Below are 24809 nucleotides of genomic sequence, written 5' to 3'. Positions count from 1 at the left end.
ACCGCGGCGAGACGAACCCGGGGCGGTGGTGCTGATCAGCACCACCGCCCCGCTCTCATGTCTCCGCGCCGCTGCCGGCATGTCAGTTGAGCATCAGCACCACTGCGTCGCCCGCCTCGGCGGCCGCACCGTAGAACGCGGCCAGCTCGCCGTACGCCTGCCCCAGGCGCTCGGCGTCCGTCTCGGTGGCGTGCTCGCTCGGGTCCGGGCAGACCTCTTCGTCGCACACCCGGGTGGTGTCGGCGAGCGGTGCGAGGGTGTCGAACGACGTGCCGACCAGGAACGCGGCCGCCTTCTCCACGTCCTCAGGGCCCAGATAGCGCACCGGCGTGATCCCCTTGGCGGATCCCAGCGCAGCACCGCCCTGGACCGGGTCGACGGGCATCTCGCCGTGGGTCCGCAGCACGTTGTGCAGCGGACCCCAGACGGTCCCGATGCTGAAGTACCTCGCCTCCTGTGCCGGAAGGTCCATCTGCACCCACTCGCCCGCGAGCTCGTCGATGTGCTCCAGCGCCCATGTCGGATCGGTCCGTGCCTTGTCGAAGTCGTCGGCGGCAAGCCGCGCGTACTCACAATGAATCATCCCCATGGCCCGTGACCGTACCGATAATGCGTTTCCGTGTGTATGGGCAAAACGGACACGTTTCGATGCAACATTTTCCCATACGCGGTAAAACGGAAATTCCATACGAACGGGTGCCCGTTCTGGGGTCTTAATCCCCCAGAACGGGCACCAGAATTCACACCGAATTCACGTGGGGCGTCAGTGCAACCTTCGATCATCCCCCGACATGCTCATGAGCGCCTCCGTTGGCGTGCCTTCGTCACGCCAGCGCAGCGTCGCCGCGACGCCGTCCATGAGCTCGACCGATCCCTCCGGCGCGAACGTCAGGCCGGCATCCTGCCCGACTGCGGCACGGACGAGCGCCGCAGAGGCCGGCAGCTCCTCGAGCCGCTCCGTCACGCCCAGCGCCTCGAGATCGGACCGGGACGACGCGATGTGCATCGGGTCCGGGCCGATCCAGAGCTTGCGGCCGTTCAGGGGCGGGTTCCCCGTGCCGTACTCCTCGGCAAGGACGAGCTCCTTGACCTGCCCTCGGGCGAGCACCGCGACGACGTCGCCCACCGACGTCACCGCGTTCGACTCACGCCCGAGCTCCTGCCGCAGCTCCGCCAGCACGCGCTCCCGGCGGCGCTCCCGGTACGAGTCGAGCGCCTCGCCGACGCGCTCGGCGAACGCGCCCTCGTGGACGCCGCCGCCGCTGCGGCCGCCGCCCGGCACCTCGACCACCTTCTCGACGACCGGCGCGCCCAGCGCGGCGCGGGCCAGGGCAACAGCCCGCACGTCCCCCGTGAGCAGCACGAGCTCCGGCCTGGACTCGGTCACGTGCCGCTCGATCTCGGCAGCCACGGCGGCCGCGTTGCGCTCCCACGAGTCCTCGGCACGGGACTCGATGCGCGCACGCTTGACCGCGTTGGACCCGGACTTCTCGATCTCGTCGTGCGGCGCCTGGAACGTGCTCTGCTCCTTGCCACCCGGCCCCGCCCGCAGGAAGTCGGCACCCTGTCGGTCCACCGCCACCGTGAGCAGCTCCACCGACTCGTCGGCCGCGAGCGCCGCCTGCAGCAGCGCCGGCACCGGTGCCCACGAGCCGGTCGTCGCGGTCGGCGGGTTGTTCACCACGCGGTCCACGAGCACGCCCGTGTCGTCCGCTATGACGACACGGCCGTGCGGCCCTGGGACCCTCGTGGGCCGCAGCACCACCTCTTGGATCGCGTCCAGTACGGCGTTCGGCGCCCCTTGCTGCGCCAGATCCTTGCGCGCCGCGTTCCAGCGGCCTTCGACATCACGGTCGGCGGCCTGCTCGGACGGCGTCGCGTCCAGGTGCAGTGTCGCAAAGGGGCCAGGGTGGCCGAGGAGGGGTTTGAGCCAGTCGATCTTCATTCGAACCTCCGCATCTCCCGCCGAGGTCGAAGTGATGCCCTACCGCACGACCTCGCCCCGGCGTTCCCTCCAGGAAACGACGAATCGCGGGCACACGCCACCCCCAGGGCCGAATGACCGGTGACCGGAGCACCAAGTTTCTACCACCACGTGTCGATTAATGCCCAGGAGTGAGCAAAGCCCCGACAAGTGCTAACCCCTTCAAGCGTATGTGTCGACCTCAGGGAGGTTGTCGCCCTTGTGCTGCGCGGCGATCAGCTCGTGGTGGCGGATCACCTCGCTCACGATGAACTGGCGGAACTGCACGGCGAACTCGGGGTCGAGGCCGGAGTCCTCAGCGATCGCCGTGAGCCGGGCGATCTGCTGCTGGTCGCGTGACGGGTCCGCCGGAGGGAGGCCACCCACGGCCTTCAGCTCCCCGACCCTCCGCGTCATCTTGAACCGCTCGGCGAGCAGATGGACGAGTGCCGCGTCGATGTTGTCGATGCTCCCCCGGAGCCGGATGATCTCGGACGGCACCGGAGCGCTGGTCGGTTCGTTGTCAGACACAGGAAGAGGCTAACCCGCCCGAAGGGCATCACCGGCGAAGACTGTTCCGACCTGCAACGTGTATCGGCTACAGTCTGCCGAGCAGGCACGCAACTTGGTGAAGGCCCAGAACTGTGGCTTCACCTCTTCAAGACTTCAACGGAGAGCAGCAGATGACACTCGCCACGTCGCCGGCCTTGGTGGAGGTGCCAGAGGGCACCAGCATCAACACGATCCTCGCGGACCGCGTGGCCCGCTCCGGAGACGAGGCGCTCATCGAGCGGCGCGAGACCCCGAACGGCCCCTGGACCGCCGTGTCTGCCCGCCAGTTCGAGGACGAGGTCCTGGCCGTCGCGCGCGGCCTCGTGGCCCGCGGCGTCGGGGCCGGCGACCGCGTGGCGATCATGGCGCGCACCCGCTACGAGTGGACCCTGATCGACTTCGCCATCTGGGCCGCCGGCGCCGTGGCCGTGCCGGTCTACGAGACCTCCTCGGCCGAGCAGGTCCAGTGGATCCTGTCCGACGCCGACGTGCGCCTGGTCGTCGTCGAGTCCGCTGCGCACGCCGAGACCGTCCGCAGCGTGCGCGCCAGCCTGCCCACGCTCGAGGACATCCTCCTCATCGACGACGACGCCGTCCTCGACCTGCGCAAGGCCGGCACCAACCTCTCCGCCGGCATCGTCGCCGACCGTCGCGACGCCGTCCGCCGCGACGACCTGGCGACCATCATCTACACCTCCGGCTCCACGGGCCGGCCCAAGGGTGTCGAGCTCACGCACGGCAACTTCGCGCACCTCGCGATGAACGCTGCCGTCGGCATCCCGGAGCTGCTGCAGGCCGAGAACGCCCGCACGCTCCTGTTCCTGCCGCTCGCGCACGTCTTCGCGCGCTTCGTGGAGGTCGCGACGATCGCGGGCGACGCCGTGCTCGGCCACGCCCCGGACATCAAGAACCTCGTGGCCGACCTGGGCTCCTTCCGCCCGACCTACCTGCTCGCCGTGCCGCGCGTGTTCGAGAAGGTCTACAACAGCGCCGAGCAGAAGGCGTCGTCAGGCCTCAAGGCCAAGATCTTCGCCTGGTCCGCCCGGGTCGCCGAGGACTGGTCCCGAGCCATGGACGTCCCGGAAGGTCCGGGCCGCGCGCTCAGGACGAAGCACACGATCGCCGACAAGCTCGTCTTCAGCAAGCTCAAGGCGACCATGGGCGGCCAGCTGACGTGGGCGGTCTCCGGTGGCGCGCCCCTCGGCGAACGCCTCGGCCACTTCTTCCGCGGCGCGTGCGTCACGATCCTCGAGGGCTACGGCCTGACCGAGAGCACCGCGCCGACGGCGGTCAACCGGCCGGGGCAGATCGTGATCGGCTCGGTGGGCCCCGCGTTCTTCGGCACGGACATCAGCATCGCCGACGACGGCGAGGTGCTGCTGCGCGGCCCGCACATCTTCCGCGGCTACCGCAACGAGCCGCAGCTGACCGACGAGGCCTTCGCCGGCGGCTGGTTCCGCACCGGTGACCTCGGCCGCCTCGACGAGCACGGGCACCTGCACATCACGGGCCGCAAGAAGGAGATCATCGTGACGGCAGGCGGCAAGAACGTCGCCCCGGCCGTCCTCGAGGACCGCATGCGTGCCCACCCCATCGTGAGCCAGGTGGTCGCGGTCGGCGACCAGCGTCCGTTCATCGGAGCCCTCGTCACGCTCGACGCCGAGATGCTGCCCGGCTGGTGCGCGGCGAACGGACTGCCCCAGCTGTCGGTGGCGGAGGCTCGCGTGCACCCGAAGGTGCTGGCCGAGCTCGACAAGGCCGTCGCCCACGCGAACGAGGCGGTGTCCAAGGCCGAGTCGATCCGCAAGATCATGGTGCTCGACATCGACTTCACCGAGGCCAACGGCTACCTCACACCGTCCATCAAGGTGAAGCGGTCCAAGGTGCTCGTCGACTTCGCGAGCACCGTCGACGCCCTGTACGCCCCGGTGCCGCAGACCCGGGCCACCGCCGCACGCTGATCGCGGCCGAACCGCACGGCCCAGCTGCCCGCTGGGCCTGACCGAGCGGAACGCAAAACGCCTGGCCGGTCTCGACCGGCTCGACCGCAAGGATCGAGCCCGTCGAGACCGGCCAGGCGTACTTTCGCTCCTGGCCGCCCCTGCGGGCGGCTACGCGCTCTTCTCGCGCGGCTGACGGCCGCGCACGGGGTTCTTGCGCGGCACCACGGTCGGGTTCACGTTGTCGAGCACCACGTCGCGGGTGATGACCACACGCTCGATGTCGTCGCGGCTCGGCACGTCGAACATGACCTGCTGGAGCACCTCTTCGAGGATGGCCCGCAGCCCGCGTGCGCCGGTTCCGCGGAGCAGGGCCTGCTCGGCGATGGCACCGACGGCGGGCTCGTCGAACTCGAGCTCCACACCGTCGATCTCGAACATGCGCTTGTACTGCTTCACGAGCGCGTTCTTGGGCTCCGTGAGGATCCGTACCAGCGCGTCGCGGTCGAGCGGCGAGACGGACGCGATGACGGGCAGCCGACCGATGAACTCGGGGATCAGACCGTACTTCTGCAGGTCCTCGGGCCGGACCTCGGCGAACAGGTCCTCGTCGACCGCGATGGACTCCATGGGGGCGCTGAACCCGATGCCGCGCTTGCGGGACCGGGCGGCCACGATGTCGTCCAGGCCCGCGAACGCGCCGGCCACGATGAACAGCACGTTCGTGGTGTCGATCTGGATGAACTCCTGGTGCGGGTGCTTGCGCCCGCCCTGCGGCGGCACCGATGCCGTGGTGCCCTCGATGATCTTCAGGAGTGCCTGCTGGACACCCTCGCCGGACACGTCACGCGTGATCGACGGGTTCTCCGCCTTGCGGGCCACCTTGTCGACCTCGTCGATGTAGATGATGCCCGTCTCGGCCTTCTTGACGTCGTAGTCCGCGGCCTGGATCAGCTTGAGCAGGATGTTCTCGACGTCCTCGCCCACGTAGCCGGCCTCGGTGAGGGCGGTCGCGTCAGCGATCGCGAACGGCACGTTGAGCATCTTGGCCAGCGTCTGCGCCAGATACGTCTTGCCCGTGCCGGTGGGGCCGATGAGCAGGATGTTGGACTTGGCGATCTCCACCGGGTCCTGGTCGTCCGGGCCGATCGACCGGCCGGCCTCACCGGCCTGGATGCGCTTGTAGTGGTTGTAGACCGCAACGGCCAGGGCGCGCTTGGCGGGGTCCTGGCCGATGATGTACTGCTCGAGGAAGTCGAAGATCTCGCGCGGCTTGGGCAGCTCGGTCAGCCCGAGCTCGGCCGCCTCGCCGAGCTCTTCCTCGATGATCTCGTTGCACAGCTCGATGCACTCGTCGCAGATGTACACGCCCGGCCCGGCGATCAGCTTCTTCACCTGCTTCTGCGACTTACCGCAGAAGTTGCACTTGAGCAGTTCCGCGCCGTCACCGATTCGCACCACTACCTGTCTCCTCGCCTTGTGCACCCTCACGGAGTCCCGCACAGGCCGGTTGACCCAGCAGATCCGCAACGTCGAGCGGTCTTAGATCCATTCCACACCACCGGTGGCCTGTTGTCAGCCCGGCGGCCCGGCGGGTCGCATGACCGATATTCACCAGATCATGACAATTTTGTCATGTTCTGTGCAGCGTGTCCCACCATGCCCGACGCCGGGGCGTGTCGTCCACCGGTATAGGTGGCATGCCCCGGCGTCAGGAAGCGGCCTCGACGAAACCGAGAGATCAGTTCCGCACGACCGCGACCGGCTTGCGCGACTCCAGCACCTCGTCGATCAGGCCGTAGTCCTTGGCCTGTGCCGCGGTGAGGATCTTGTCGCGCTCGATGTCGTCACGCACCTGCTCCTGCGACTTGCCGGAGTGCGTCGCGATCGTCAGCTCGAGCCACTCCCGCATGCGGATGAGCTCGTTCGCGTGGATCTCGATGTCCGAGGCCTGCGCGTAGCCGCCACCCTCCATCGCGGGCTGGTGGATCAGCACGCGGGAGTTCGGCAGCGCGAGGCGCTTGCCCGGCTGGCCGGCGGCCAGCAGGACCGCCGCGGCCGACGCCGCCTGGCCGAGGCACACGGTCTGGATCTGCGGCTTGATGAACTGCATGGTGTCGTACAGCGCCGTCATGGCCGTGAACGAGCCACCCGGCGAGTTGATGTACATCATCACGTCACGGTCCGGGTCCTGGGTCTCCAGGACCAGCAGCTGGGCCATGACGTCGTCGGCGGACGCGTCGTCGACCTGGACGCCCAGGAAGATGATGCGGTCCTCGAACAGCTTGGTGTACGGGTCCTGGCGCTTGAAGCCGTACGCGGTGCGCTCCTCGAACTGCGGAAGCACGTAGCGCGCGGACGGCGTGGCGCCGGCGGTGGCATACGGCAGCCCCATGCCCGAGTGGGCACGTGCGCCGGCAAGGCGCTCTGCGGCTGCGACGAACTGGGCTTCAGGACTCACGATGGTCTCCTCGCAATAAAGGTCAGTATGCGTTTCCGGGCGGTCAGCTGGCCATGCCGCCGCCGCCGGCCAGCGCGGCGGTCTCGACGACGTGATCGACGAAGCCGTACTCCAGCGCCTCGGAGGCCGTGAACCAGTTGTCCCGGTCGTTGTCCTTGATGATCTTCTCGATCGGCTGACCGGTCTGCTCGGACGTCAGCTCGGCGAGCACCTTCTTCATGTGCATGATGAGCTGCGCACCGATGCGCACGTCGGTCGCGGTTCCGCCGACACCGCCCGACGGCTGGTGCATCAGCACGCGGGCGTGCGGCGTGATGTACCGCTTGCCCTTCGTACCGGAGGACAGCAGGAACTGCCCCATGGAGGCGGCCATACCCATCGCGACGGTCGCCACGTCCGGCTTGATGAACTGCATCGTGTCGTAGATCGCCATGCCGGCCGTGATGGAGCCGCCGGGCGAGTTGATGTACAGCCAGATGTCCTTCTCGGGGTCCTCGGCCGCGAGAAGCATCATCTGGGCGCTGATCGCGTTCGCGTTCTCGTCGCGCACCTCCGACCCCAGCCAGATGATGCGTTCCTTGAGCAGCCGGTTGTAGATGGAGTCGTTGAGCCCGAAGCCAGCACCCTCCGTCCGCGCTACCGGCCCAGCATCCATCCGCAGCAGATCGTTCACGTCCATCTCCTCGGTTCTGACTCTCGTCTTTGGACCACGCCCTACGACGTCGTGTCGCTCGACCCTAACGTGCCCCCACCCGCCGGAAGTCCTGATTCGGAGCCCGTTTCGCCTACAGCGCATCGGTGCTGCCCACGGCGAAGTCGGGGGTAACGCGGACGGCGGTCCGCACCCTCACGCCGAGGGTGCGGACCGCCGTCCGGCGTCGTGCTCAGGCCCTGTCGGGCCGGGTGTGCGTCAGGCCTTCGCGGGCTCCGACGACTCCGGCTCGGAGCCCTCGGCGGGCGTCTCGGACGCCTCGTCGTCAGCCGCCTCCTGAGCCTGCGCCATCGCGTCGTTCAGGGCGGCCTGGGCATCGTCGGCCTCTTCCGAGCCGATGAACTCGCTCAGGTCGACGACGTTGCCGTCGGAGTCCTTGACGTCGATCTGGCGCAGCGCGACCGCGAGCGCCTTCGAGCGCGCGACCTCGCCGACCATGGCGGGGATCTGACCGCCCTGCTCGAGGGTCTGGATGAACTCGCTCGGCTCCATGCCGTACTGCTGCGAGGCGCTCACCAGGTACTCGACGAGCTCGCCCTGGCTCACCTGCACCTTGAGCTTCTCGGCGAGGGTGTCGAGCAGGATCTGGTTCTTGATCGCCTTGGTGGCGTCCTCGGTGACCTCGGCGCGGTGCTCGTCGTCCTCCAGGCGGCTCTCGGACTCGAGGTGACGGTGCACCTCGGCCTGGACCACACCGGTGGGCACGGGGACCTCGACGGTCTCCAGCAGCTTCTCCATGAGGGCGTCACGGGCGGTGACGGCCTGGTTGGAGGTCTTGATGCCGGCGACCTGCGTCCTCAGGTCTTCCTTGAGCTCGTCGAGCGTGTCGAACTCCGAGGCGAGCTGGGCGAAGTCGTCGTCCACCTCAGGGAGGTCGCGCTGCTTGACCGAGGTGGCGGTGACGGTGACGTCCGCCTCCTTGCCCTCGTGGTCGCCGCCGGCGAGCGGCGCCTTGAAGGTGGTGGTCTCGCCGGCGGACAGGCCGGTCAGGGCCTCGTCCAGGCCCTCGAGCATGTTGCCGGAGCCGATCTGGTACGAGACGCCCGACACGGAGTCGACCTCCTCGTCACCGATGACGGCCTTCAGGTCGATGACGATGTAGTCGCCCTCGACAGCCGGACGGTCGACGCCGACCAGGGTGCCGAAGCGCTCCCGCAGGGCGTCCATCCGCTCCGTGACGTCCTCGTCCGTGACCTGCGTGGACTCGACGGTCAGGTCGACGGCGGACAGGTCGGGCAGCTCGATCTCCGGGCGCACCTCGACCTCGGCCGTGAACTTCAGCTGGCCCTCGCCGGCCTTGGCCGGGATGTCGGTGACGTCGATCTCCGGCTGGGCGAGCGGACGCAGGTCGGTCTCGCCGAGCGCGTCACGGTAGAAACCGGAGAGGCCGTCGTTCACGGCGTGCTCGATCACGGCGCCCCAGCCGACCCGCTGGTCGATGATGCGCGGGGGGACCTTGCCCTTGCGGAAACCGGGGATGTTCACCTGCTCCGCGATGTGCTCGTAGGCGTGATCGATGCTCGGCTTGAGCTCGTCGTAGTCCACCTCGACGGTCAGCTTGACCTTGGTGGGCTCCAGGGTCTCGACGGCGCTCTTCACTTCGATGGTCTCCAGAATGTCGGGGGTGCGCGCACGCCGGCGTACTGCGTCCCGGGGTGGCGCGGGGATGCTCAACTCAGTTGCGGCTGCTCGCTGAGAGCGATGTGCGCCAGGCGCACGGGCAACCCGTCAATGGTACGCCCCACGACCACAGGCGCCGAATGCAACCTGGTGTCGTGCCGCACACCGTCAACGTCCCATCCCTGCCGTGAGCCCGGCGACGATCTGCCGGGTGGCGACCAGGAAGAGGAGCACCAAGGGGAGCGTAGCAATGACGAGGCCGGCGAACAGCGTGGACCACGACGTCTGGTACTCGCCGAAGAACGTGGTCAGGCCGACCGGCAGCGTGTACTGGGCGCGGTCGCGCACCAGGATCAGCGGATAGAAGAAGTCGTTCCAGATGGGCACGAACCGGAACACCACCACCGTGGCGACGGCGGGGCGCACGAGCGGGAGCAGCACCGACCAGAAGGTACGCAGCGGGCCGGCGCCGTCGATCCGGGCGGCGTCCTCCAGCTCGACGGGCAGCTGGCGCAGGAACGTCGCCAGGACGAAGACCGAGAACGGGATGGAGACCGCCGAGTACACCAGGATCAGACCGGTCCGGGTGGAGGCGAGCCCTATCGTGTCGAGCAGGTAGAAGATCGGCACGATCATGAGGAACACGGGCATCATCAGGCCCGAGACGAAGACCTGCTCGATCACCCCCATCAGCCGTGAGCGCGACCGGGCGAGCGCGTACGCCGCCAGCAGGGACACAGCAGTGGACAGGGCCACCGAGGCCGTGGTGACGAGCACCGAGTTGAGGAAGTACGTCGAGAACGACGCCTCGACCCAGGCCTCCCGGTAGGCGTCGAACGACGGGCTCACCGGAAGCCCGAGCGGCTCGGCCACCAGCTCCTGGTCGGTCCGGAACGAGTTCCACACCATGATCAGCAGCGGCAGCAGCGCGACGGCGGCGTAGCCCCACAGCACGACGTGCACCGCGGCGCGCTTCACGTCAGGCCCCGCTCGACCTTGCGGAACCAGCGCGTGAACAGCACCGACACCCCGACGATCACGACGAACAGGACGATCGCCACCGCGGACGAGATGCCTATCGCGTTGGAGGCCCCCGAGCTGAACGCGGTGCGGTAGAAGAGGAGCGACATGACGTCGGTCGCGCCGGCGGGGCTCCCGTTGGAGCCGCCCAGGGCGTACGGGATCGGGAACGCCTCCATGGAGAAGATGAACGTCAGCACGCTCACCGTGCCGATCACCGGCAGCAGCATGGGCAGGGTGACGTGCCAGAACCGCTGGCGGGAGGTCGCGCCGTCGAGCATCGCGGCCTCCTCCATCGTGGGGTCCAGCGACCCGAGTGCGGCGCCGTAGATCAGGAGCGGGAACCCCACCCACTGCCAGGCGGTCACGAGGACGACCACCCAGAGGGCCGTGTCCGGGTCGCCCAGCCACGGCTGGGCGACGGATTCTAGGCCGACGGCGCGCAGCACGGCGTTCACCGGGCCGAACAGCGGCGAGAGCAGCAGCGACCACAGGTACCCGACGACCAGCGGCGAGACGAGGTACGGCATCGTGTACAGCACCTGGAAGAGCCGGCGCACGCGCTCCCGCCGGTGCAGCACGTACGCCAGCAGCAGGCCCACGGAGTTCTGCACGACCATCGCGCCGGCGAACAGCAGCGCGTTGTGCGCGAACGCGCGTGGCAGCTGGCTGCGGTACGGCTCGGTGGTGAACAGCGCGACGAAGTTGTCCAGCCCGACGAACGCCTCCTGCGCGGTGCCGCGCCAGGAGAACAGCGAGTAGGTCAGCGCCGTCGCCATCGGGTAGAGCACGAAGATGCCGAACAGCGCTGCTGCGGGCAGCAGGAAGAGCAGTGCTACGGGGGTGGGCAGCGCCGCTGTGCGACGGCCGCTCACTCGCCCGGCGTCCACCAGGCCGACAGGCCGTCCTGGACGATCTGCGCGGCTGCTTCGGCGTCGACGTCGCCGAGGAACAGCTTCTGACCCGCCTCACCCATGAGGTCCGTGCCCACAGGGTCGCCGTAGCGGTAGTCGACGAGCAGCAGGTACGGCGCGGGGTTCTCCTGGTACAGGTCCCACATCTCCTGCTGGAGCGGGTCCGAGTACTCGACGCCGGGGACCGGCGAGAACTGCTTGAGCTCGTCGGCGACCAGCTGCCCGAACTCGGGCGTGGCCAGCCAGTTCAGCAGGGTCTCCGCCTCCCGGGGGTGCTCGGTCGTGGCCGAGAGGCCCCAGCTGCCGTCGGCGTACCCCGCGGTGACCGGGTGGTCGAGGGCCGACCCGGGCGGCGGGGGCACCTGGAACACGCCGAGGTCGAGGTCGGGGTTGGCCTCCTGGAAGAACGCCAGCTCGTACGAGCCGCCGGCGAACATCGCCGCCTGCTCGGACGTGAACAGCACCTGCGCGTCCGTGTACGCCACGCCGGTCACGTCCTCGGGCATGTACTCCTGCAGGTCCTTGAGCGTCTGGATCGAGTCGACGTAGGCCGGGTCGGTGAAGTCGGTGTCGCCGTCGCGCAGCGCCTGCTGGAAGTCCGCGCCGCCGTACTGGGCAGCGGTCAGGGCGTCGTGCACGGTCGGCACGAACCAGCCGTCGCGGGCGCCGACGGCGAGGGGCGTCACGTCCGCCCCGAGGAGCTCGTCGTTGATCGCCATGAAGTCGTCCCAGGTCTCGGGCTCCTCCAGGCCGTTCTCCTCGAAGATCGCCGTGTTGTAGTAGACCTGGATCGTCTGGGAGGCCAGCGGCACGCCGTAGACCGCCCCGTCCTCGCGTCCGCGAGCGCCGTCGAGCATGGCGTCGTCGAAGTCGCCGAGCGCCGGGACGAGGTCTTCGAGCGGCTCCAGGTTGCCGCCCTCGACGAGCGGCTGGAGCAGGCCGTAGGACCGCACCTGTGCGATGTCGGGCCCGTCGGATCCGGTCAGCCCGGTGCGCAGGATCTGGTCGTACTCGGTGTTGAGGTGGGCTTGGAAGCTCACCGTGATGCACGGGTTGGCCTGTTCGAAGACGTCGAAGATCTGCTCGTACGTCTTGACGTCCTCGGTACGCCAGGACCACACGTCGAGCGCGACCGCGTCGCCGTCGCACCCCTCCCCCGCTGCGGTACCAGGCTCCGGGCTGCCCGACGTCGGCGCGCAGGCCGCGAGGGTCAGTGCCACGGCGGCTGTGGTCACTCCTGCGAGGGTGGTTCGGCGGTTCATGCGCCGGACGTTTCCTCCCCGGGCCCGGGGTGTCAAGCATTTGCGCTGAATCGATACGTCGCGTCCTGGTCGGTATCGGGTGTGATACAAACCACATCAGTGCCAGAATTTCCCCCGCTACCGGCATGTTCGACCATCTCTTCCACTGCAACCGACGGCCTCGTCCACACTTTGGAGACCTGTATGTCGCATCGCGCTCGTGCGTTTCTCGCCGCTACCGCCGTGACCGTCACCCTCGCCGCCTGTACGTCGGGCGGCGGCGGAGGGGACGACGCCAGCCTGGTCGGCGAGGGCACCGGTGCCGACTGCACCATCGGGTCACCCGTGCCGGTCGGGGCGGCACTCAGCCTCACGGGCGCGGCCGCCAGCTACGGCGAGTCGCAGCAGATGGGGCTCGAGCTCGCGGCCGAGCAGCTGAACGCCGACGGCGGCGTCGAGTACGAGCTGACCATCGAGGACGACCAGACGGACCCCCGCCAGGGCATCGCGGTCTTCGAGCAGTTCACGGCGGACGACGGCGTGAGCGTGATCATCGGCCCCACCCTCTCCAACGGCGGCTTCCAGGCGCAGCCGATCGCGCAGGAGGAAGGCGTTCCCGTGCTCGCGATCTCGAACACCGCCGACGGCATCACCGAGCAGGGCGACTACATCTTCCGTGACTCGCTGACCGAGGCCCAGGTGATCCCGCAGACCATCGCGAAGGCGAAGGAGGTCTACGGGGCCGAGAGCGCCGTCGTGATGTACAGCAACGACGATGCCTTCACCGAGGCGGGCTACGAGGTGTTCGCCGAGTCGCTGGACGCCGAGGGCATCGAGGTCGCCGAGACGCTCGAGTTCTCCACGTCGGACACCGACTTCCGCGCCCTGCTCACCGAGGCCCGGTCCGCCGACGCGGACCTGCTGGTCGTGTCCGCCCTCATCGAGGCGGCGATCCCTCTGGTCACTCAGGCACGCGAGCTGGGCATCGACGTCCCGATCGTCGGCGGCAACGGCTTCAACAACCCGCAGCTGATGGCCGACGCCGGGGACGCCGCCGAGGGCGTCGTCGTCGGGGCGGCGTGGAACTCGGCGTCCGACAACCCGGAGAACACCGCGTTCCTCGCCGACTTCGAGGAGAAGTACGGGACGCCGCCCGACCAGTTCGCGGCCCAGGCGTACACGGGCCTGATGCTGATCGACACCGCCGTGCGGTCCACCTGCTCGGGCGAGCGGGACGCGATCAAGGAGGGCCTCGGCACCATCGACGGCGTGCCGACGGTGCTGGGTGAGCTGACCATCAACGACGCGCGGGACGCCGAGCACGAGGCTGTCGTGCAGATCGTCGAAGACGGCGCGTTCGCCGTGCTCGACTGAGCACACCGCCATGCAACAGCTGCTCAACGGGCTCTTCATCGGCTCGATCTACGCGCTCTTCGCCGTGGGCTTCGCGCTCGTGTTCGGCATCCTGGACCGGCTGAACCTCGCTCATCCGGCCGTGTTCGCGGCGTCGGCCTTCATCGGCATCGAGCTGGTGACCGTGGGCGGGCTGCCCTTCTGGGCGGCCCTGCCCGCCGTGGCGGTCGTGGGCGCGCTCCTGGGACTGATCGTGGAGCGGGTGGCGTTCCGGCCGCTCAAGGGCCGGGCCGACGCCCACTTCGCGGGCCTGATCTCGTCGATCGCCGTGGCGGGCATGCTGATCGCGCTGCTCCAGTGGCGGTACGGCGCCGAGACCCGCCGGTTCCCCGCGGACACGTTCCCCGCGACGCGGTTCGACGTGCTCGGCGCCCAGGTCACGCTGCTGCAGGTGGTGATCGTCGCGGTCTGCCTCGCGCTCGTGGCAGGCCTGACCTGGCTGGTGGCACGCAGCAGGCTCGGCCGGGGTATGCGGGCCGTGGCCGAGAACCCGACGGCGGCGCGGGTGCTCGGCGTGAACGTGGACCGGGTCACCGCCACGACGTTCGCGATCTCGGCAGCGCTCGGGGCGGTGGCGGGTGCGCTGTTCGCGATGAACGTGAGCTCGGCCCAGCTCGGCATGGGGTCGGCGATCGAGCTCAAGGGACTCGCGGTGATCGTGGTGGGCGGCATGGGCTCCCTGCCCGGTGCGCTCGTCGGAGGGCTCCTGCTCGGGGTGGCCGAGGTGTTCGCCGTCCAGTACCTGGGCTCGGCGTGGCGCGACCTCGTCGCGTTCGCGCTGCTGTTCGGGATCCTGCTGCTGCGGCCGCAGGGCCTGTTCGGCGGACGCAAGGCCCGGCAGGTCTGATGTTCACCGAGTCGACCGTCACGTTCATCGCGCTCGGCGCGATCTTCGCCTTCTCGTTCTACGCCGTCCTCAACGCGGGGCAGCTCAGCCTGGGCCAGGCCGGCTTCGCCTCGGTCGCCGCCTACACCTCCGTGCTCGTCGCACCCGACCCCGACGTCGTGGGCGACGTTCCCGCCCTCCTGATCGCCCTGGTCGTCGGTGCGGCGGTCGGCACGGCGGCCGCCGTCGTGCTCGGACTGCCGACCATGCACCTGCGGGGCGTGTTCCTCGCGATCGCCACCCTGGGGTTCGCCGAAGCGGTGCGCATCTTTCTGCTCAACGCCGAGTGGACGGGCGGCGCACAGGGCATGTCCGTGCCCAAGATCGTCACTCCGGCGATCGCCTGGATGGTGCTGGCGCTGGTCGCCTACTGGTTCTGGCGGTCCGGTCCCACCCGGTACGGCCGTGCCCTGGAGGCCATCCGCGAGGACGAGCTCGCCGCCGGCGCCATGGGCATCGACGTCGGCAGGCACCGCCTCGGCGCGTTCGCGACGGCCGGCGCCGTCGCCGGGCTCTACGGCGTCCTGTGGGCGTACACCGTCCGCCTGGTCGCGCCGGCCGACTTCGGGTTCACCGCCGCCATCGACGGGCTGGTCACCGCCATGGTGGGTGGCACGACGATGTTCATCGGGCCGGTGGTGGGCAGCGCGTTCCTCACGGTGATCCCCGAGATCCAGCGCGCCCTGGGCGTCGAGGCCGGCTGGATCCGGCCGTTCGTCGCGGGCCTGCTGCTGCTCGTCGTCATCCTGTTCCTGCCGGGCGGGCTCGCGGGCCGGATCCCCCGGCGGATCCGGGTGCCGAACCTGGGCGGTGGCTCCGGCGGGAGCGACGCCGGGTCCGACGCCGACGGCGGGAGCACCGACCTGCGCACGCGCGAGCACGCCCCGCGGGGCGACGTCGTGGCCCGGCTGAGCGGGCTGAGCAAGGACTACGGCGGCGTGCACGCGGTGCGCGACGTCGACCTGGAGATCCACAGCGGCGAGCTGCTCGGGCTGATCGGCCCCAACGGCGCGGGCAAGACGACGCTCGTGAACATGATCAGCGGGCTCGTCGCGCCGTCGTCCGGCGAGGCGAGCGTGCTGGGCGTGACCGCGGGACGCACCCCGGTGCACCGCGTGGCCGCCGCCGGCGTGAGCCGCACGTTCCAGCACTCCAAGCTCTTCGACCGGCTCTCCGCGCTGGAGAACGTGCTGGTCGGTGGGCACCTCGTGACCCGGCCGACGCTGCTGCGGCGGCTGGCCTGGCTGCCGTCGGCGCGACGCGACGAACAGGCCGCGCTCACGCATGCCGCCCGGTGCCTGCGCCGTGTCGGCATGCTCGACGCCGCCACGGCTCGCGCGGGCGCCCTCTCGTACGGCGACCAGCGACGGCTCGAGATCGCGCGAGCCCTCGCCGCCGACCCGAGCCTGCTGATCCTGGACGAGCCCGCCGCCGGGATGAACACGGTGGAGGCGGGCGAGCTCGCCCACCTGATCCGGTCCTTGGCCGACGACGGCCTCGCCGTGCTGCTCATCGAGCACAACGTCGGGCTCGTGCGGCAGATCTGCGACCGGGTGGTGGTGCTCAACTTCGGCGAGGTCATCGCCGCCGGCGTGCCGGCAGAAGTCGCCGCCGACCCCCGGGTGGTCGAGGCATATCTCGGGACGGAGGCCTGACATGACCGAACCGGTGCTCGAGGTCGAGAACCTCTCGGTCCGCTACGGCCGCGTCGAGGCGGTGCGCGACGTGTCGTTCAGCGTGGCGGAGGGCTCTCTGGTGACGCTCGTGGGCGCGAACGGCGCCGGGAAGTCGACGATCATCAACGCGGTGTCGGGCATCGTGCGGCCGCACAGCGGCCGCGTCCGGTTCCGCGGGGCCGACATCACGCGCGCGCCCGCCCACAAGCTGGTGGCAAGAGGCCTGGTCCAGGTGCCCGAGGGCCGGCAGATCCTCGCGTCCTTGACGGTGGCCGAGAACCTCGCGATGGGTGGCTGGCACCGGGGCCGGGGTGCGGCTCGCACCATCGACGAGATGTACCAGCGGTTCGGGGTGCTGGCCGAGCGGCGCGACCTGCCCGCGGGCACGCTCTCCGGGGGTGAGCAGCAGATGCTCGCCATCGCCCGGGCGCTCGTGGCTGAGCCGGTGCTGCTGCTCCTGGACGAGCCGTCCATGGGGCTGGCGCCGCTCGTGGTGAACGAGGTGTTCGACGTCGTGGAGCAGATCCGTGCGACCGGCACGACCGTGGTGCTCGTCGAGCAGAACGCCCGCCGGGCCCTGCGCGCCGCCTCCGACGGCTACGTGCTGCGCACGGGCCAGGTGGTGCGCTCGGGTCCGGCGGCGGAGCTGCTGGCGGACGACGACGTGGTGCGCGCGTACCTCGGGACGGCCTGAACGGGCAGCGCCGCGGTCCTGCCGGGGCGCCGACAGAGGTCCTGCTGGGGCGCCGACAAAGTCGGTAGTGCCGTGCGGTAGGTGCCAGGTGGGCTGAACTTCGTTCACCCTGGGCCCGCATGATTCGCCTCAGCCGAACAGTTCAGCTGAGGTGAATCAGGCAGGGCTGAGCCGAACGAATTTCACCGAACCTGGCACGTCCCCGTCAGGTCTACCGTGCCCTCGACCAGACCCGGCCGGGCCGCAGGACCGCAGGACCGCAGGACCTAGAAGTCGTCCGCTGTCCGGATCCGGTCCCGGATCCATCGCCCCGACTCCTTGAGGTTCCCCGTCCCGAAGGAGCCGCTCGCGCAGCTGCCCTCGGTGAGGACCGCGCCCGACCGGTGGTCGTCGGAGAAGTTCCAGTTGACCCAGCTGATCTTCTTCGACGCCGCCAGGTCCAGGTACCGCTGCGACATCGCGAAGTCGTTGCCTCCCTCGCCCGCGTAGTCCTGGGTGCCGAACTCCGTGATGAACAGGGGTATCCGGTCCGCGGCCCGCGAGAGCGCGTCCAGGTACTCCTGCCCGTGCGACGCGGCGTAGAAGTGGAACGTGTACATCACGTTCGAGGCGTTGACGGGGTTGTTGACCACCTCGGACTCGTTCGAGCCCTCCGACACGCCCAGCGAGGACCACGCTCGTGTGCCCAGCAGGACGACGGCGTCCGGGTCCTTCGCACGGATCACCGGGATGATCTGCTCGTGGTAGCCCTTGATGGTCTGCCACGACACGCCGTGGGGCTCGTTCGCGACCTCGTAGATGATGTTGTTGTTGCCGTTGTTCCGCTCGGCGATGGCCGTGAAGAACGTCTTGGCGCGCTCCAGGTTGAAGTTGGGATCGCCCGGCTCGAGCATGTGCCAGTCGACGATCGCGTACATGCCGCGCGCCGTGAGCATGTCGATGTAGCGGTTCACCAGCGCGGTGAAGCGCGCCGGGTCGGTCTCGTACCCGCCCTCCTGCACGTAGGTCGAGATCCGCACGACGTCGGCGTTCCAGTCGTACGCGAGCGTGTCGAGCGAGCCGTCGGTCACGCACTGCGAGTACCACTGGGTGCCGTGCGTGCTCATCCCCCGCAGCTGGATCCGCTTGCCCTGCTCGTTGCACAGCCCCACGCCGCAGACGGCCAGCTGGCCGTTGGCCGCGACCGGGGTGTCGGCCTCCGGCTCCGGATCCGTCGGCGGATCCGTCGGCGTCGGCTCGGGCGCGGGCCCGCCGTCGCACGTACCGTCGAGGGTCCAGAGCGTCGGGGTGGACGCCGGGTCCCAGCCCGCGCCCGGGTGCGCGGTGTGCGCCATCGTCGCGGTGTAGCTGCTTCCCTCATAGGTGACCTGCTGGCCTGCACCGTAGCTCGATCCTTCTGCCCAGGCGGGTGCGGAGCACTCGGCGGCGACGGCCGTGGCCGGCGCCAGAGGAACGACAGCCGTTCCGAGCGCCAGCATCGCGGCCGTGGCAACAGCGACGACGATCGGGGCGCGGCGGGAGACCTTCACGGGACCACCTCAGTTCGCGTACGGAGCCGGAGCAGGTCGCGGCGACGCTGCCGGCCTGCTGGTCGCCATGACGCTAGCAACCCGCGCAGTCGGGCGAAATGAGGGATTGCCACACGATGACGAGCCGCGAGAGACCCGGCTGCCCGATGACATAGTGTCGGCCCGTCCCCTCCGGACCATCCCGATCCGGTTCCCGCACCCGAGGTGGGCCCATGACTGTTCCCCTGACCCTGCGCATGCCCTCGCGTGGCGCCGACCAGCCACAATCCCCGGACCGTGCGGTCCTGGACGCGGCCCTCGACCGCCTGGAGGACGGCGGCGGCACATCGCCCGACCGGGTGGACGCCGAGGCGCTGCTGCACGCCCGCGGCGCCGATCTCGACCGTCTGCTCGCCGTCGCGGGCACGATGCGCGACACGGGCTTGCAGGAGGCCGGGCGGCCCGGCGTCATCACGTACTCGCGCAAGGTCTTCGTGCCGCTGACGCACCTGTGCCAGGACCGGTGCCACTACTGCATCTTCGTGCAGTCGCCCGGCAAGCTCGCCAAGGCGGGCATCTCGCCGTACATGGAGGCCGACGCCGTCCTGGAGGTCGCCGCGCAGGGCGCGGCGCTGGGCTGCAAGGAGGCCCTGCTCACGCTCGGCGACCGCCCCGAGAACCGCTGGCCGGTCGCCCGCCAGTGGCTCGACGACCACGGCTACTCCTCGACGCTCGAGTACGTGGGCCACATGGCCCGGCTGATCCTGGACGAGACCGGCCTGCTCCCCCACCTGAACCCCGGCGTCATGTCGTGGGCGGAGATGCAGCGGCTCAAGCCGGTGGGTCCCTCGATGGGCATGATGCTGGAGACCACCTCCTCGCGGCTGTGGACCGAGAAGGGCGAGGCGCACTACGGCTCCCCCGACAAGGACCCGGCCCTGCGGCTGCGCGTGATCGACGACGCCGGCCGGTCCCGCATCCCCTTCACCACCGGTGTGCTGCTCGGCATCGGCGAGAACTACGCCGAACGCGTGGACTCGGTGCTGGCGCTGCGCGACGCGCACGCCCGGCACGGCCACGTGCAGGAGGTGATCGTCCAGAACTTCCGCGCGAAGTCGGCCACGGCCATGATGGGCGCCGCGGACCTGGAGACCCAGGAGTACGCGGCCGCCGTCGCCGTGACCCGGGTGCTGCTCGGCCCGGGCATGCGTGTCCAGGCGCCGCCCAACCTGACCGACGCCGCCGAGCTCCAGCTCCTCGTGCGTGCCGGCATCGACGACTGGGGCGGCGTCAGCCCGCTCACCCCCGACCATGTGAACCCCGAGCGGCCCTGGCCGCAGATCGAGGACCTGGCCCGGCTCACCGGCGAGGGCGGCTACACGCTGCGCGAGCGTCTGACCGCGCACCCGCACTACCTGCGCGAGGCCCGCGCGGGAGCCGAGTGGCTCGACGACCGCCTGCGGACCCGCGTGCTAACCCTGGCGGACGACTACGGCCTGGCCCGCCACGACGCCCTGCTCGGCGAGTTCCCCGCCTCCACCTCGTTGAGTGCGGGATATCTGCGCGATTCCGAGCCCGCAGACCGCAAATACCCAGCACTCAACGGGACGGGTGGGGGTGGGGGTGGGGGTGGGGGTGGGCGGCTTCGGCGGCTGATCGCGGACGTCGCCGCGGATGCCGCGGGGGTCGACGACGCCGCCTGGGTGGAGCTGCTCGGCGCGTCCGGCTCCGACCTCGAGGAGCTCGGCGCGCTCGCGGACCAGGTGCGCCGCGGGCGGGTCGGCGACGCGGTGACGTACGCGGTGAACCGGAACATCGACGCGTCCCTCGGGCTCTCCCCCGCGCGGGTCGCGGACCTGGCGGCAGAGGCCGTCGAGCTCGGCGCCACCGAGGTGTGCGCCCAGGGCGTGCCGCCGACGTCGGCGGGCGCGGACGGCTACCTCGACCTGGCGCGCGCCGTGAAGCAGGGCGGGCCGGGCCTGCACCTGCACGCCTTCCGCCCGGCGGAGCTGGCCGACGGCGCCGCCCGTGCAGGCCTCCCGCTGGCCGACTGGCTGACGGAGCTGCGCGCGGCCGGCGTCGACACCGTGCCCGGCACCGGCGCGCGCATCCTCGACGACCGGATCCGGGACCTGCTCACGGGCGGCACCGACATCCCCGCCGAGCGCTGGGTCGAGCTGGTCACCACCGCGCACACGGCGGGCCTGTGGTCGACCGCGACGATCGTGTACGGGCACGTCGAGTCGGCACGCGACCAGGTACGACACCTGCGAAGGCTGGCGCTCGTGCAGGACGCGACCGGCGGGTTCACCGAGCTGATCCCGATGCCGTGGCTGGCGTCGGAGTCACCGGTGCCGGTGCCCGGTGCCCGGACGGCGACCCTCCGCGAGAGCCGCGCCCTGCACGCGGTGGCACGGCTGATGCTCGCCGGGCGGATCGACCACGTGCAGGCCGCATGGACCAAGCTCGGCATGCGCGGCGCGCAGCGCATGCTCGCGGGCGGCGCCGACGACCTGGGCGGTGTGCTGCTCGACGGCGTCCTGGACCCGGACGCCGGCCCCGAGCAGGGGCGGGAGCTGACGGTCGCCGACGTGACCCGGCTCGCCGGCGAGCTGGGCCGTCCGGTCCGGCAGCGCACGACCACGTACGGGCAGGTGGGGTGACGGGAACGCACCAGGCCACACGCTCGGACCCCGGCAGCGGCACGGGGCCGGGACCGGACACCGCCGTCGACGTGGCGGTCGTCGGCGCAGGGCTCGCCGGGGTAGGCCTCGGCGCCCGGCTGCGCCGCGCCGGACGCACGGGTTTCGTGGTCCTGGAACGGGCCGACGACGTCGGCGGGACCTGGCGCGACAACGTCTACCCGGGCGTCGCGTGCGACATCCCGAGCGCCCTGTACTCGTACTCCTTCCTGCCCCAGCCGGCCTGGTCACGCGTGTTCGCGCCGGGCGCCGAGATCCACGGGTACGTCCGGGACGTCGCGCGGTCCGAAGGGCTGGTCCCGCACCTGCGCCTCGGCACCGAGCTCACGGGCGCGCGCTGGGACGAGGACGAGGCGGCGTGGCACCTGACGACGTCCCGCGGCCCGCTGACCGCACGCGTGCTGGTGACGGCGGTCGGCCGGCTCAGCGAGCCCCGCGTGCCCGACCTCCCGGGGCTCGGCACGTTCCCCGGCCGGGTGTTCCACTCCGCCCGCTGGGACCGCGACCTGCCGGCCGGGCTGCGGGTCGGTGTGGTCGGCACGGGCGCGAGCGCCGTGCAGCTCGTCCCCGAGCTGGCCCGCCGGGCGGAGTCCGTCGTCGTGCTGCAGCGCACCCCGCCCTGGGTGCTCCCGCGCGGCGACCGCGCCTACGCCCCCGGCGAGGCCCGGCCGGACCGGGCGGCGCTCGCGGAGGAGGCCGACCGGCTGTTCGACGCGCGCGTGGCCGGCACGACGGCGGAGGCCGAGCTGCGGGAGCGCGCGGAGGCACACCTGCGCGCCCAGGTGCCGGACCCCGCGCTGCGCGCTCTGCTCACCCCGGACTACGCGGTGGGCTGCAAGCGCGCCCTGTTCAGCGACGACTGGTACCCGGCGCTGCAGCAGCCGCACGTCACGCTGGAGCCCGGCCCGCCGGTCGCGGTCGAAGGATCGACGCTGGTCGCGGCGTCGGGCGCGCGGTACGAGGTGGACGTGCTCGTGCTGGCCACGGGGTTCGAGACCACCCGGCCGCCGTTCGCCCACCTGCTGGCCGGCCGCGGCGGACAGACGCTCACCGAGCACTGGGCCGACGGCATGACCAGCCACGCCTCCACGGTGGTGCACGGCTTCCCGAACCTGTTCGTGCTGGACGGCCCCAACGCCGGGCTGGGCCACCACTCCGCCCTGGAGGTGATCGAGGCGCAGATCGACTACGTGCTCGGCGCGCTCGACCACCAGGACGAGACGGGCGGGCCGCTGGAGGTGTCCGCCGCGGCCGAGGCCGCGTACACGCGGGAGATCGACGAGCGCGCCGCCGGGACGGTGTGGCTGCGCGGGGGGTGCCGCAGCTGGTACGTCGACGAGCGCTCGGGCCGGCTCACGCTCCTGTGGCCCGGCCGGGCGGCCGAGTACCGCGAACGGTTCGGCGTCTTCGACCCGGCCCCCTTCGCCCGCAACGACGCAGCCGTGTGTTCTCCTCAGTGTGGTGCGAGCCCGTTCTGATAGGCCCACACCACCGTCTGCAGGCGGTCGCGCGTGCCCACCTTGGCCATCGCGCGGCCGAGGTGGGACTTCACGGTGCTGGTCTCCACGACCAGCTCGTGGGCGATCTCCGCGTTCGACAGCCCACGGGCCAGCTGCCGCACGATCTCGGACTCGCGGGCCGTGAGCTGCGGCGCGATGTCCGACGCCTGCTCCGGCGGCGCCTTGCGCCGGGCGAACTCGGCGATCACGCGGCGCGTCACGGCCTGGTCGATGAGGCCGTGCCCGTCGGCGAGCCGCCGGACGGCGTCGATCAGCTCCTCGGGCTCGCAGTCCTTGAGGATGAAGCCGCCGGCCCCCGCCTCCAGGGCGCCGAAGACGTACTCGTCCAGGTCGAAGGTCGTCACGACGAGCACCGCCGGAGGTGTCGCGCCGTCGGGGCCGCCGCTCGCGACGATCTCGCGCGTCGCAGCGAGGCCATCACCGCCCGGCATCCGCACGTCCATGCAGACGACGTCGGGGCTGTGCCGACGGGCGAGCTCGACCGCCGTCGGACCGTTCGAGGCCTCGGCGACCACCTCGATGTCGTCGGCCTGCTCAAGGAGGAACCGGAAACCTGCCCGGACCACCGCCTGGTCGTCGACGAGCAAGACCCTGATCATTCCTGTCCCCCTTCGACGAGCGCCGCGGACTGCGCGGGCTCCTGGTTCTCCTGGCTCGCGCGCTGCTCGTCGTGCCCGTGCTGCTCATGGTGCAGCGGGAGCGTCAGCAGCACCCGCCAGCCGCCGGACGGCGTCGGTCGGGCGGTGAGGGTCGCGCCCACGAGCTGCGCCCGCTCCCCCATCCCGATCAGCCCCATGCCCTGCCGAGCCGGGTCACGGGCCGAGCCCTGTGAGGCGCCACCCGCGACCGGCCCGTTGACGACCTCGAGCGAGACCGCCCGCTCGTCGAACCGCACGGTCATCCGCACCGGCGCGCCGGGAGCGTGCTGGCGAGCGTTCGAGAGCGACTCCTGGGCCACCCGGTAGAACGCGGCGTCCGCGATGGGGGCCAGCTCGCGCGGCCGGCCCACCCGGACCAGGTCGACGGCGGAGCCCAGCACGCGCGCCGTCTGCACGAGCCCGTCGAGCGCCCCCAGCCCGGGCGGTGGGGCGTCGTGCGCGTCCGCACCGGGCCCGTCGGCGCCCGGCCGCTCGCGGAGCACGCCGACGATGAGCCGGAGGCTGTCGAGCGTCTCCTTGCCCTGCGCCCGGATCCACGCCGTGCCCTTCTTCGCGGTCTCCGGGTCGCTGTCGATCTGGCGCTCGACGGCGGCGGCCTGCACGACCAGGCCCGACAGGTGGTGGGCCGCGACGTCGTGCAGCTCGCGCGCCATGCGGGACCGCTCGGCGACGATGGCCGCCTGGGTGTTCACCTGCTGGGTCCGGAGCAGCTCGCCGGCCCGGAGGCGGAGCAGTTCGACGTAGCGGCGGCGCGTCGCGACCGCGCCGCCGATGAGCGCGCTGACCACGTAGGTCCCGACGGCCGAGACGACGTGGTTGGCGACCGGCACCAGCAGGTCGTTCCCCGAGACGAGAGCCGTCACCGTCGCCGCGAGCGCCGCCACCGGCACCGCCGCACCCGTCACCGCCAGCGCCCGGCGGGCGGGCAGCAGGGTGCCGACGGTGTAGCCGGCGACGACCTGCGGTATGCCACCGAGCGAGAGGTCGGCCGGCGAGGTCGCGATGATGACCACCTGGCAGGCCACGACGAGGCCGAGGCAGAGGACCGGCCGGGTCCGGCGCAGGGCGAGGGGCAGCGCCTGGACGCACACGGCGACCATGAGCACCCCCGCCTGCACCGGGCCCACCGTCAGACCCACGGTGCCGAGCACGTACTCGAAGAGCACCACCAGCACGCCGACCGTCAGGAGCAGGACGACGGCCGCGAAGAGCCTGTCCCGGCCCCGCACGCTCGTCACGCCGAGCCGGGTGAGCATCGTGTCGAGCCCGCTGACCCGCGGCAGGACACGAACGTCGTCGAGCACGGTGGAACCGTCGGTCGTGGGCAT

Annotated in this window: 20 protein-coding genes; 7 read left to right on the top strand and 13 right to left on the bottom strand. The window is 70.8% G+C overall.

Annotated elements, in window-relative coordinates; all coding sequences use genetic code 11:
• Positions 1 to 82 precede the first annotated feature (82 nt).
• The 3 genes from LUM46_RS11260 to LUM46_RS11250 form a co-directional block, all read right to left on the bottom strand.
• Positions 83 to 589, bottom strand: a complete 507-nt coding sequence (locus LUM46_RS11260) for a DUF1877 family protein (RefSeq protein WP_274993999.1) — start codon at positions 587 to 589, stop codon at positions 83 to 85.
• 174 nt (positions 590 to 763) lie between these two features.
• Positions 764 to 1945, bottom strand: a complete 1182-nt coding sequence (locus tag LUM46_RS11255; RefSeq protein ID WP_274993998.1) for a baeRF2 domain-containing protein — start codon at positions 1943 to 1945, stop codon at positions 764 to 766.
• A gap of 201 nt (positions 1946 to 2146) precedes the next feature.
• Positions 2147 to 2494, bottom strand: a complete 348-nt coding sequence (locus LUM46_RS11250) for a chorismate mutase (RefSeq protein WP_274993997.1) — start codon at positions 2492 to 2494, stop codon at positions 2147 to 2149.
• A 152-nt stretch (positions 2495 to 2646) separates the two neighbouring features.
• On the opposite strand from LUM46_RS11250, the gene LUM46_RS11245 reads away from it, so the two are divergent.
• Complete coding sequence (locus tag LUM46_RS11245) at positions 2647 to 4476, top strand: AMP-dependent synthetase/ligase (protein WP_274993996.1); 1830 nt, start codon at positions 2647 to 2649, stop codon at positions 4474 to 4476.
• 150 nt (positions 4477 to 4626) lie between these two features.
• On the opposite strand, the gene clpX is transcribed toward LUM46_RS11245, so the two are convergent.
• The 7 genes from clpX to LUM46_RS11210 all read right to left on the bottom strand — a co-directional run bounded on the left by clpX (position 4627) and on the right by LUM46_RS11210 (position 12417).
• The gene (gene clpX, locus LUM46_RS11240; protein WP_274993995.1) at positions 4627 to 5916 is read right to left on the bottom strand and encodes an ATP-dependent Clp protease ATP-binding subunit ClpX; all 1290 of its coding nucleotides are present in this window, start codon (positions 5914 to 5916) and stop codon (positions 4627 to 4629) included.
• Between the two features lie 280 nt (positions 5917 to 6196).
• Positions 6197 to 6916: an ATP-dependent Clp protease proteolytic subunit gene (locus LUM46_RS11235; RefSeq protein ID WP_274993993.1), complete on the bottom strand. Its 720-nt coding sequence runs from the start codon at positions 6914 to 6916 to the stop codon at positions 6197 to 6199.
• A gap of 43 nt (positions 6917 to 6959) precedes the next feature.
• A complete protein-coding gene (locus tag LUM46_RS11230; protein WP_374726936.1) occupies positions 6960 to 7595 on the bottom strand; it encodes an ATP-dependent Clp protease proteolytic subunit in 636 nt (211 codons plus the stop codon).
• 231 nt (positions 7596 to 7826) lie between these two features.
• Positions 7827 to 9227 carry a trigger factor gene (gene tig, locus LUM46_RS11225; protein ID WP_274994377.1) on the bottom strand — a complete coding sequence of 467 codons (1401 nt, stop codon included), beginning with the start codon at positions 9225 to 9227 and terminating at the stop codon, positions 7827 to 7829.
• Between the two features lie 189 nt (positions 9228 to 9416).
• Complete coding sequence (locus LUM46_RS11220) at positions 9417 to 10226, bottom strand: carbohydrate ABC transporter permease (protein WP_274993992.1); 810 nt, start codon at positions 10224 to 10226, stop codon at positions 9417 to 9419.
• A complete protein-coding gene (locus LUM46_RS11215; protein ID WP_274993990.1) occupies positions 10223 to 11143 on the bottom strand; it encodes a carbohydrate ABC transporter permease in 921 nt (306 codons plus the stop codon). The genes LUM46_RS11220 and LUM46_RS11215 overlap by 4 nt, the downstream gene beginning before the upstream one ends.
• Positions 11140 to 12417 carry an ABC transporter substrate-binding protein gene (locus LUM46_RS11210; RefSeq protein WP_274993988.1) on the bottom strand — a complete coding sequence of 426 codons (1278 nt, stop codon included), beginning with the start codon at positions 12415 to 12417 and terminating at the stop codon, positions 11140 to 11142. The genes LUM46_RS11215 and LUM46_RS11210 overlap by 4 nt, the downstream gene beginning before the upstream one ends.
• A gap of 210 nt (positions 12418 to 12627) precedes the next feature.
• Between LUM46_RS11210 and LUM46_RS11205 the strand changes: the two genes are divergently transcribed.
• The 4 genes from LUM46_RS11205 to LUM46_RS11190 are packed head-to-tail and all read left to right on the top strand — an operon-like array spanning position 12628 to position 17092.
• Positions 12628 to 13797 carry an ABC transporter substrate-binding protein gene (locus LUM46_RS11205; RefSeq protein WP_274993986.1) on the top strand — a complete coding sequence of 390 codons (1170 nt, stop codon included), beginning with the start codon at positions 12628 to 12630 and terminating at the stop codon, positions 13795 to 13797.
• Between the two features lie 10 nt (positions 13798 to 13807).
• On the top strand, positions 13808 to 14683 hold the full coding sequence (locus tag LUM46_RS11200) for a branched-chain amino acid ABC transporter permease (RefSeq protein ID WP_274993985.1): 876 nt from the start codon (positions 13808 to 13810) through the stop codon (positions 14681 to 14683).
• Positions 14683 to 16377, top strand: a complete 1695-nt coding sequence (locus LUM46_RS11195) for a branched-chain amino acid ABC transporter ATP-binding protein/permease (protein WP_274993984.1) — start codon at positions 14683 to 14685, stop codon at positions 16375 to 16377. Before LUM46_RS11200 ends, LUM46_RS11195 begins: the two co-directional genes overlap by 1 nt.
• A 1-nt stretch (position 16378) precedes the next feature.
• Complete coding sequence (locus tag LUM46_RS11190) at positions 16379 to 17092, top strand: ABC transporter ATP-binding protein (protein WP_274993983.1); 714 nt, start codon at positions 16379 to 16381, stop codon at positions 17090 to 17092.
• Between the two features lie 266 nt (positions 17093 to 17358).
• On the opposite strand, the gene LUM46_RS11185 is transcribed toward LUM46_RS11190, so the two are convergent.
• A complete protein-coding gene (locus LUM46_RS11185; RefSeq protein ID WP_274993982.1) occupies positions 17359 to 18621 on the bottom strand; it encodes a cellulase family glycosylhydrolase in 1263 nt (420 codons plus the stop codon).
• A 212-nt stretch (positions 18622 to 18833) separates the two neighbouring features.
• Between LUM46_RS11185 and cofG the strand changes: the two genes are divergently transcribed.
• Positions 18834 to 21263, top strand: a complete 2430-nt coding sequence (cofG, locus tag LUM46_RS11180; RefSeq protein WP_274993981.1) for a 7,8-didemethyl-8-hydroxy-5-deazariboflavin synthase CofG — start codon at positions 18834 to 18836, stop codon at positions 21261 to 21263.
• On the top strand, positions 21260 to 22780 hold the full coding sequence (locus tag LUM46_RS11175; RefSeq protein WP_274993980.1) for a flavin-containing monooxygenase: 1521 nt from the start codon (positions 21260 to 21262) through the stop codon (positions 22778 to 22780). The genes cofG and LUM46_RS11175 overlap by 4 nt, the downstream gene beginning before the upstream one ends.
• Here the strand turns inward: LUM46_RS11175 and LUM46_RS11170 are convergent.
• Together LUM46_RS11170 and LUM46_RS11165 are read right to left on the bottom strand one after the other, a co-directional pair.
• Positions 22756 to 23421: a response regulator gene (locus tag LUM46_RS11170; protein WP_274993979.1), complete on the bottom strand. Its 666-nt coding sequence runs from the start codon at positions 23419 to 23421 to the stop codon at positions 22756 to 22758. The genes LUM46_RS11175 and LUM46_RS11170 overlap by 25 nt on opposite strands.
• Positions 23418 to 24809, bottom strand: a complete 1392-nt coding sequence (locus LUM46_RS11165) for a sensor histidine kinase (RefSeq protein ID WP_274993978.1) — start codon at positions 24807 to 24809, stop codon at positions 23418 to 23420. Before LUM46_RS11165 ends, LUM46_RS11170 begins: the two co-directional genes overlap by 4 nt.

It is taken from the genome of Promicromonospora iranensis, from assembly GCF_028994805.1.
GTDB lineage: Bacteria > Actinomycetota > Actinomycetes > Actinomycetales > Cellulomonadaceae > Promicromonospora > Promicromonospora iranensis.
Note: the sequence above shows the minus strand (reverse complement) of the source record. Positions and strands in the feature narration are given on the sequence as shown.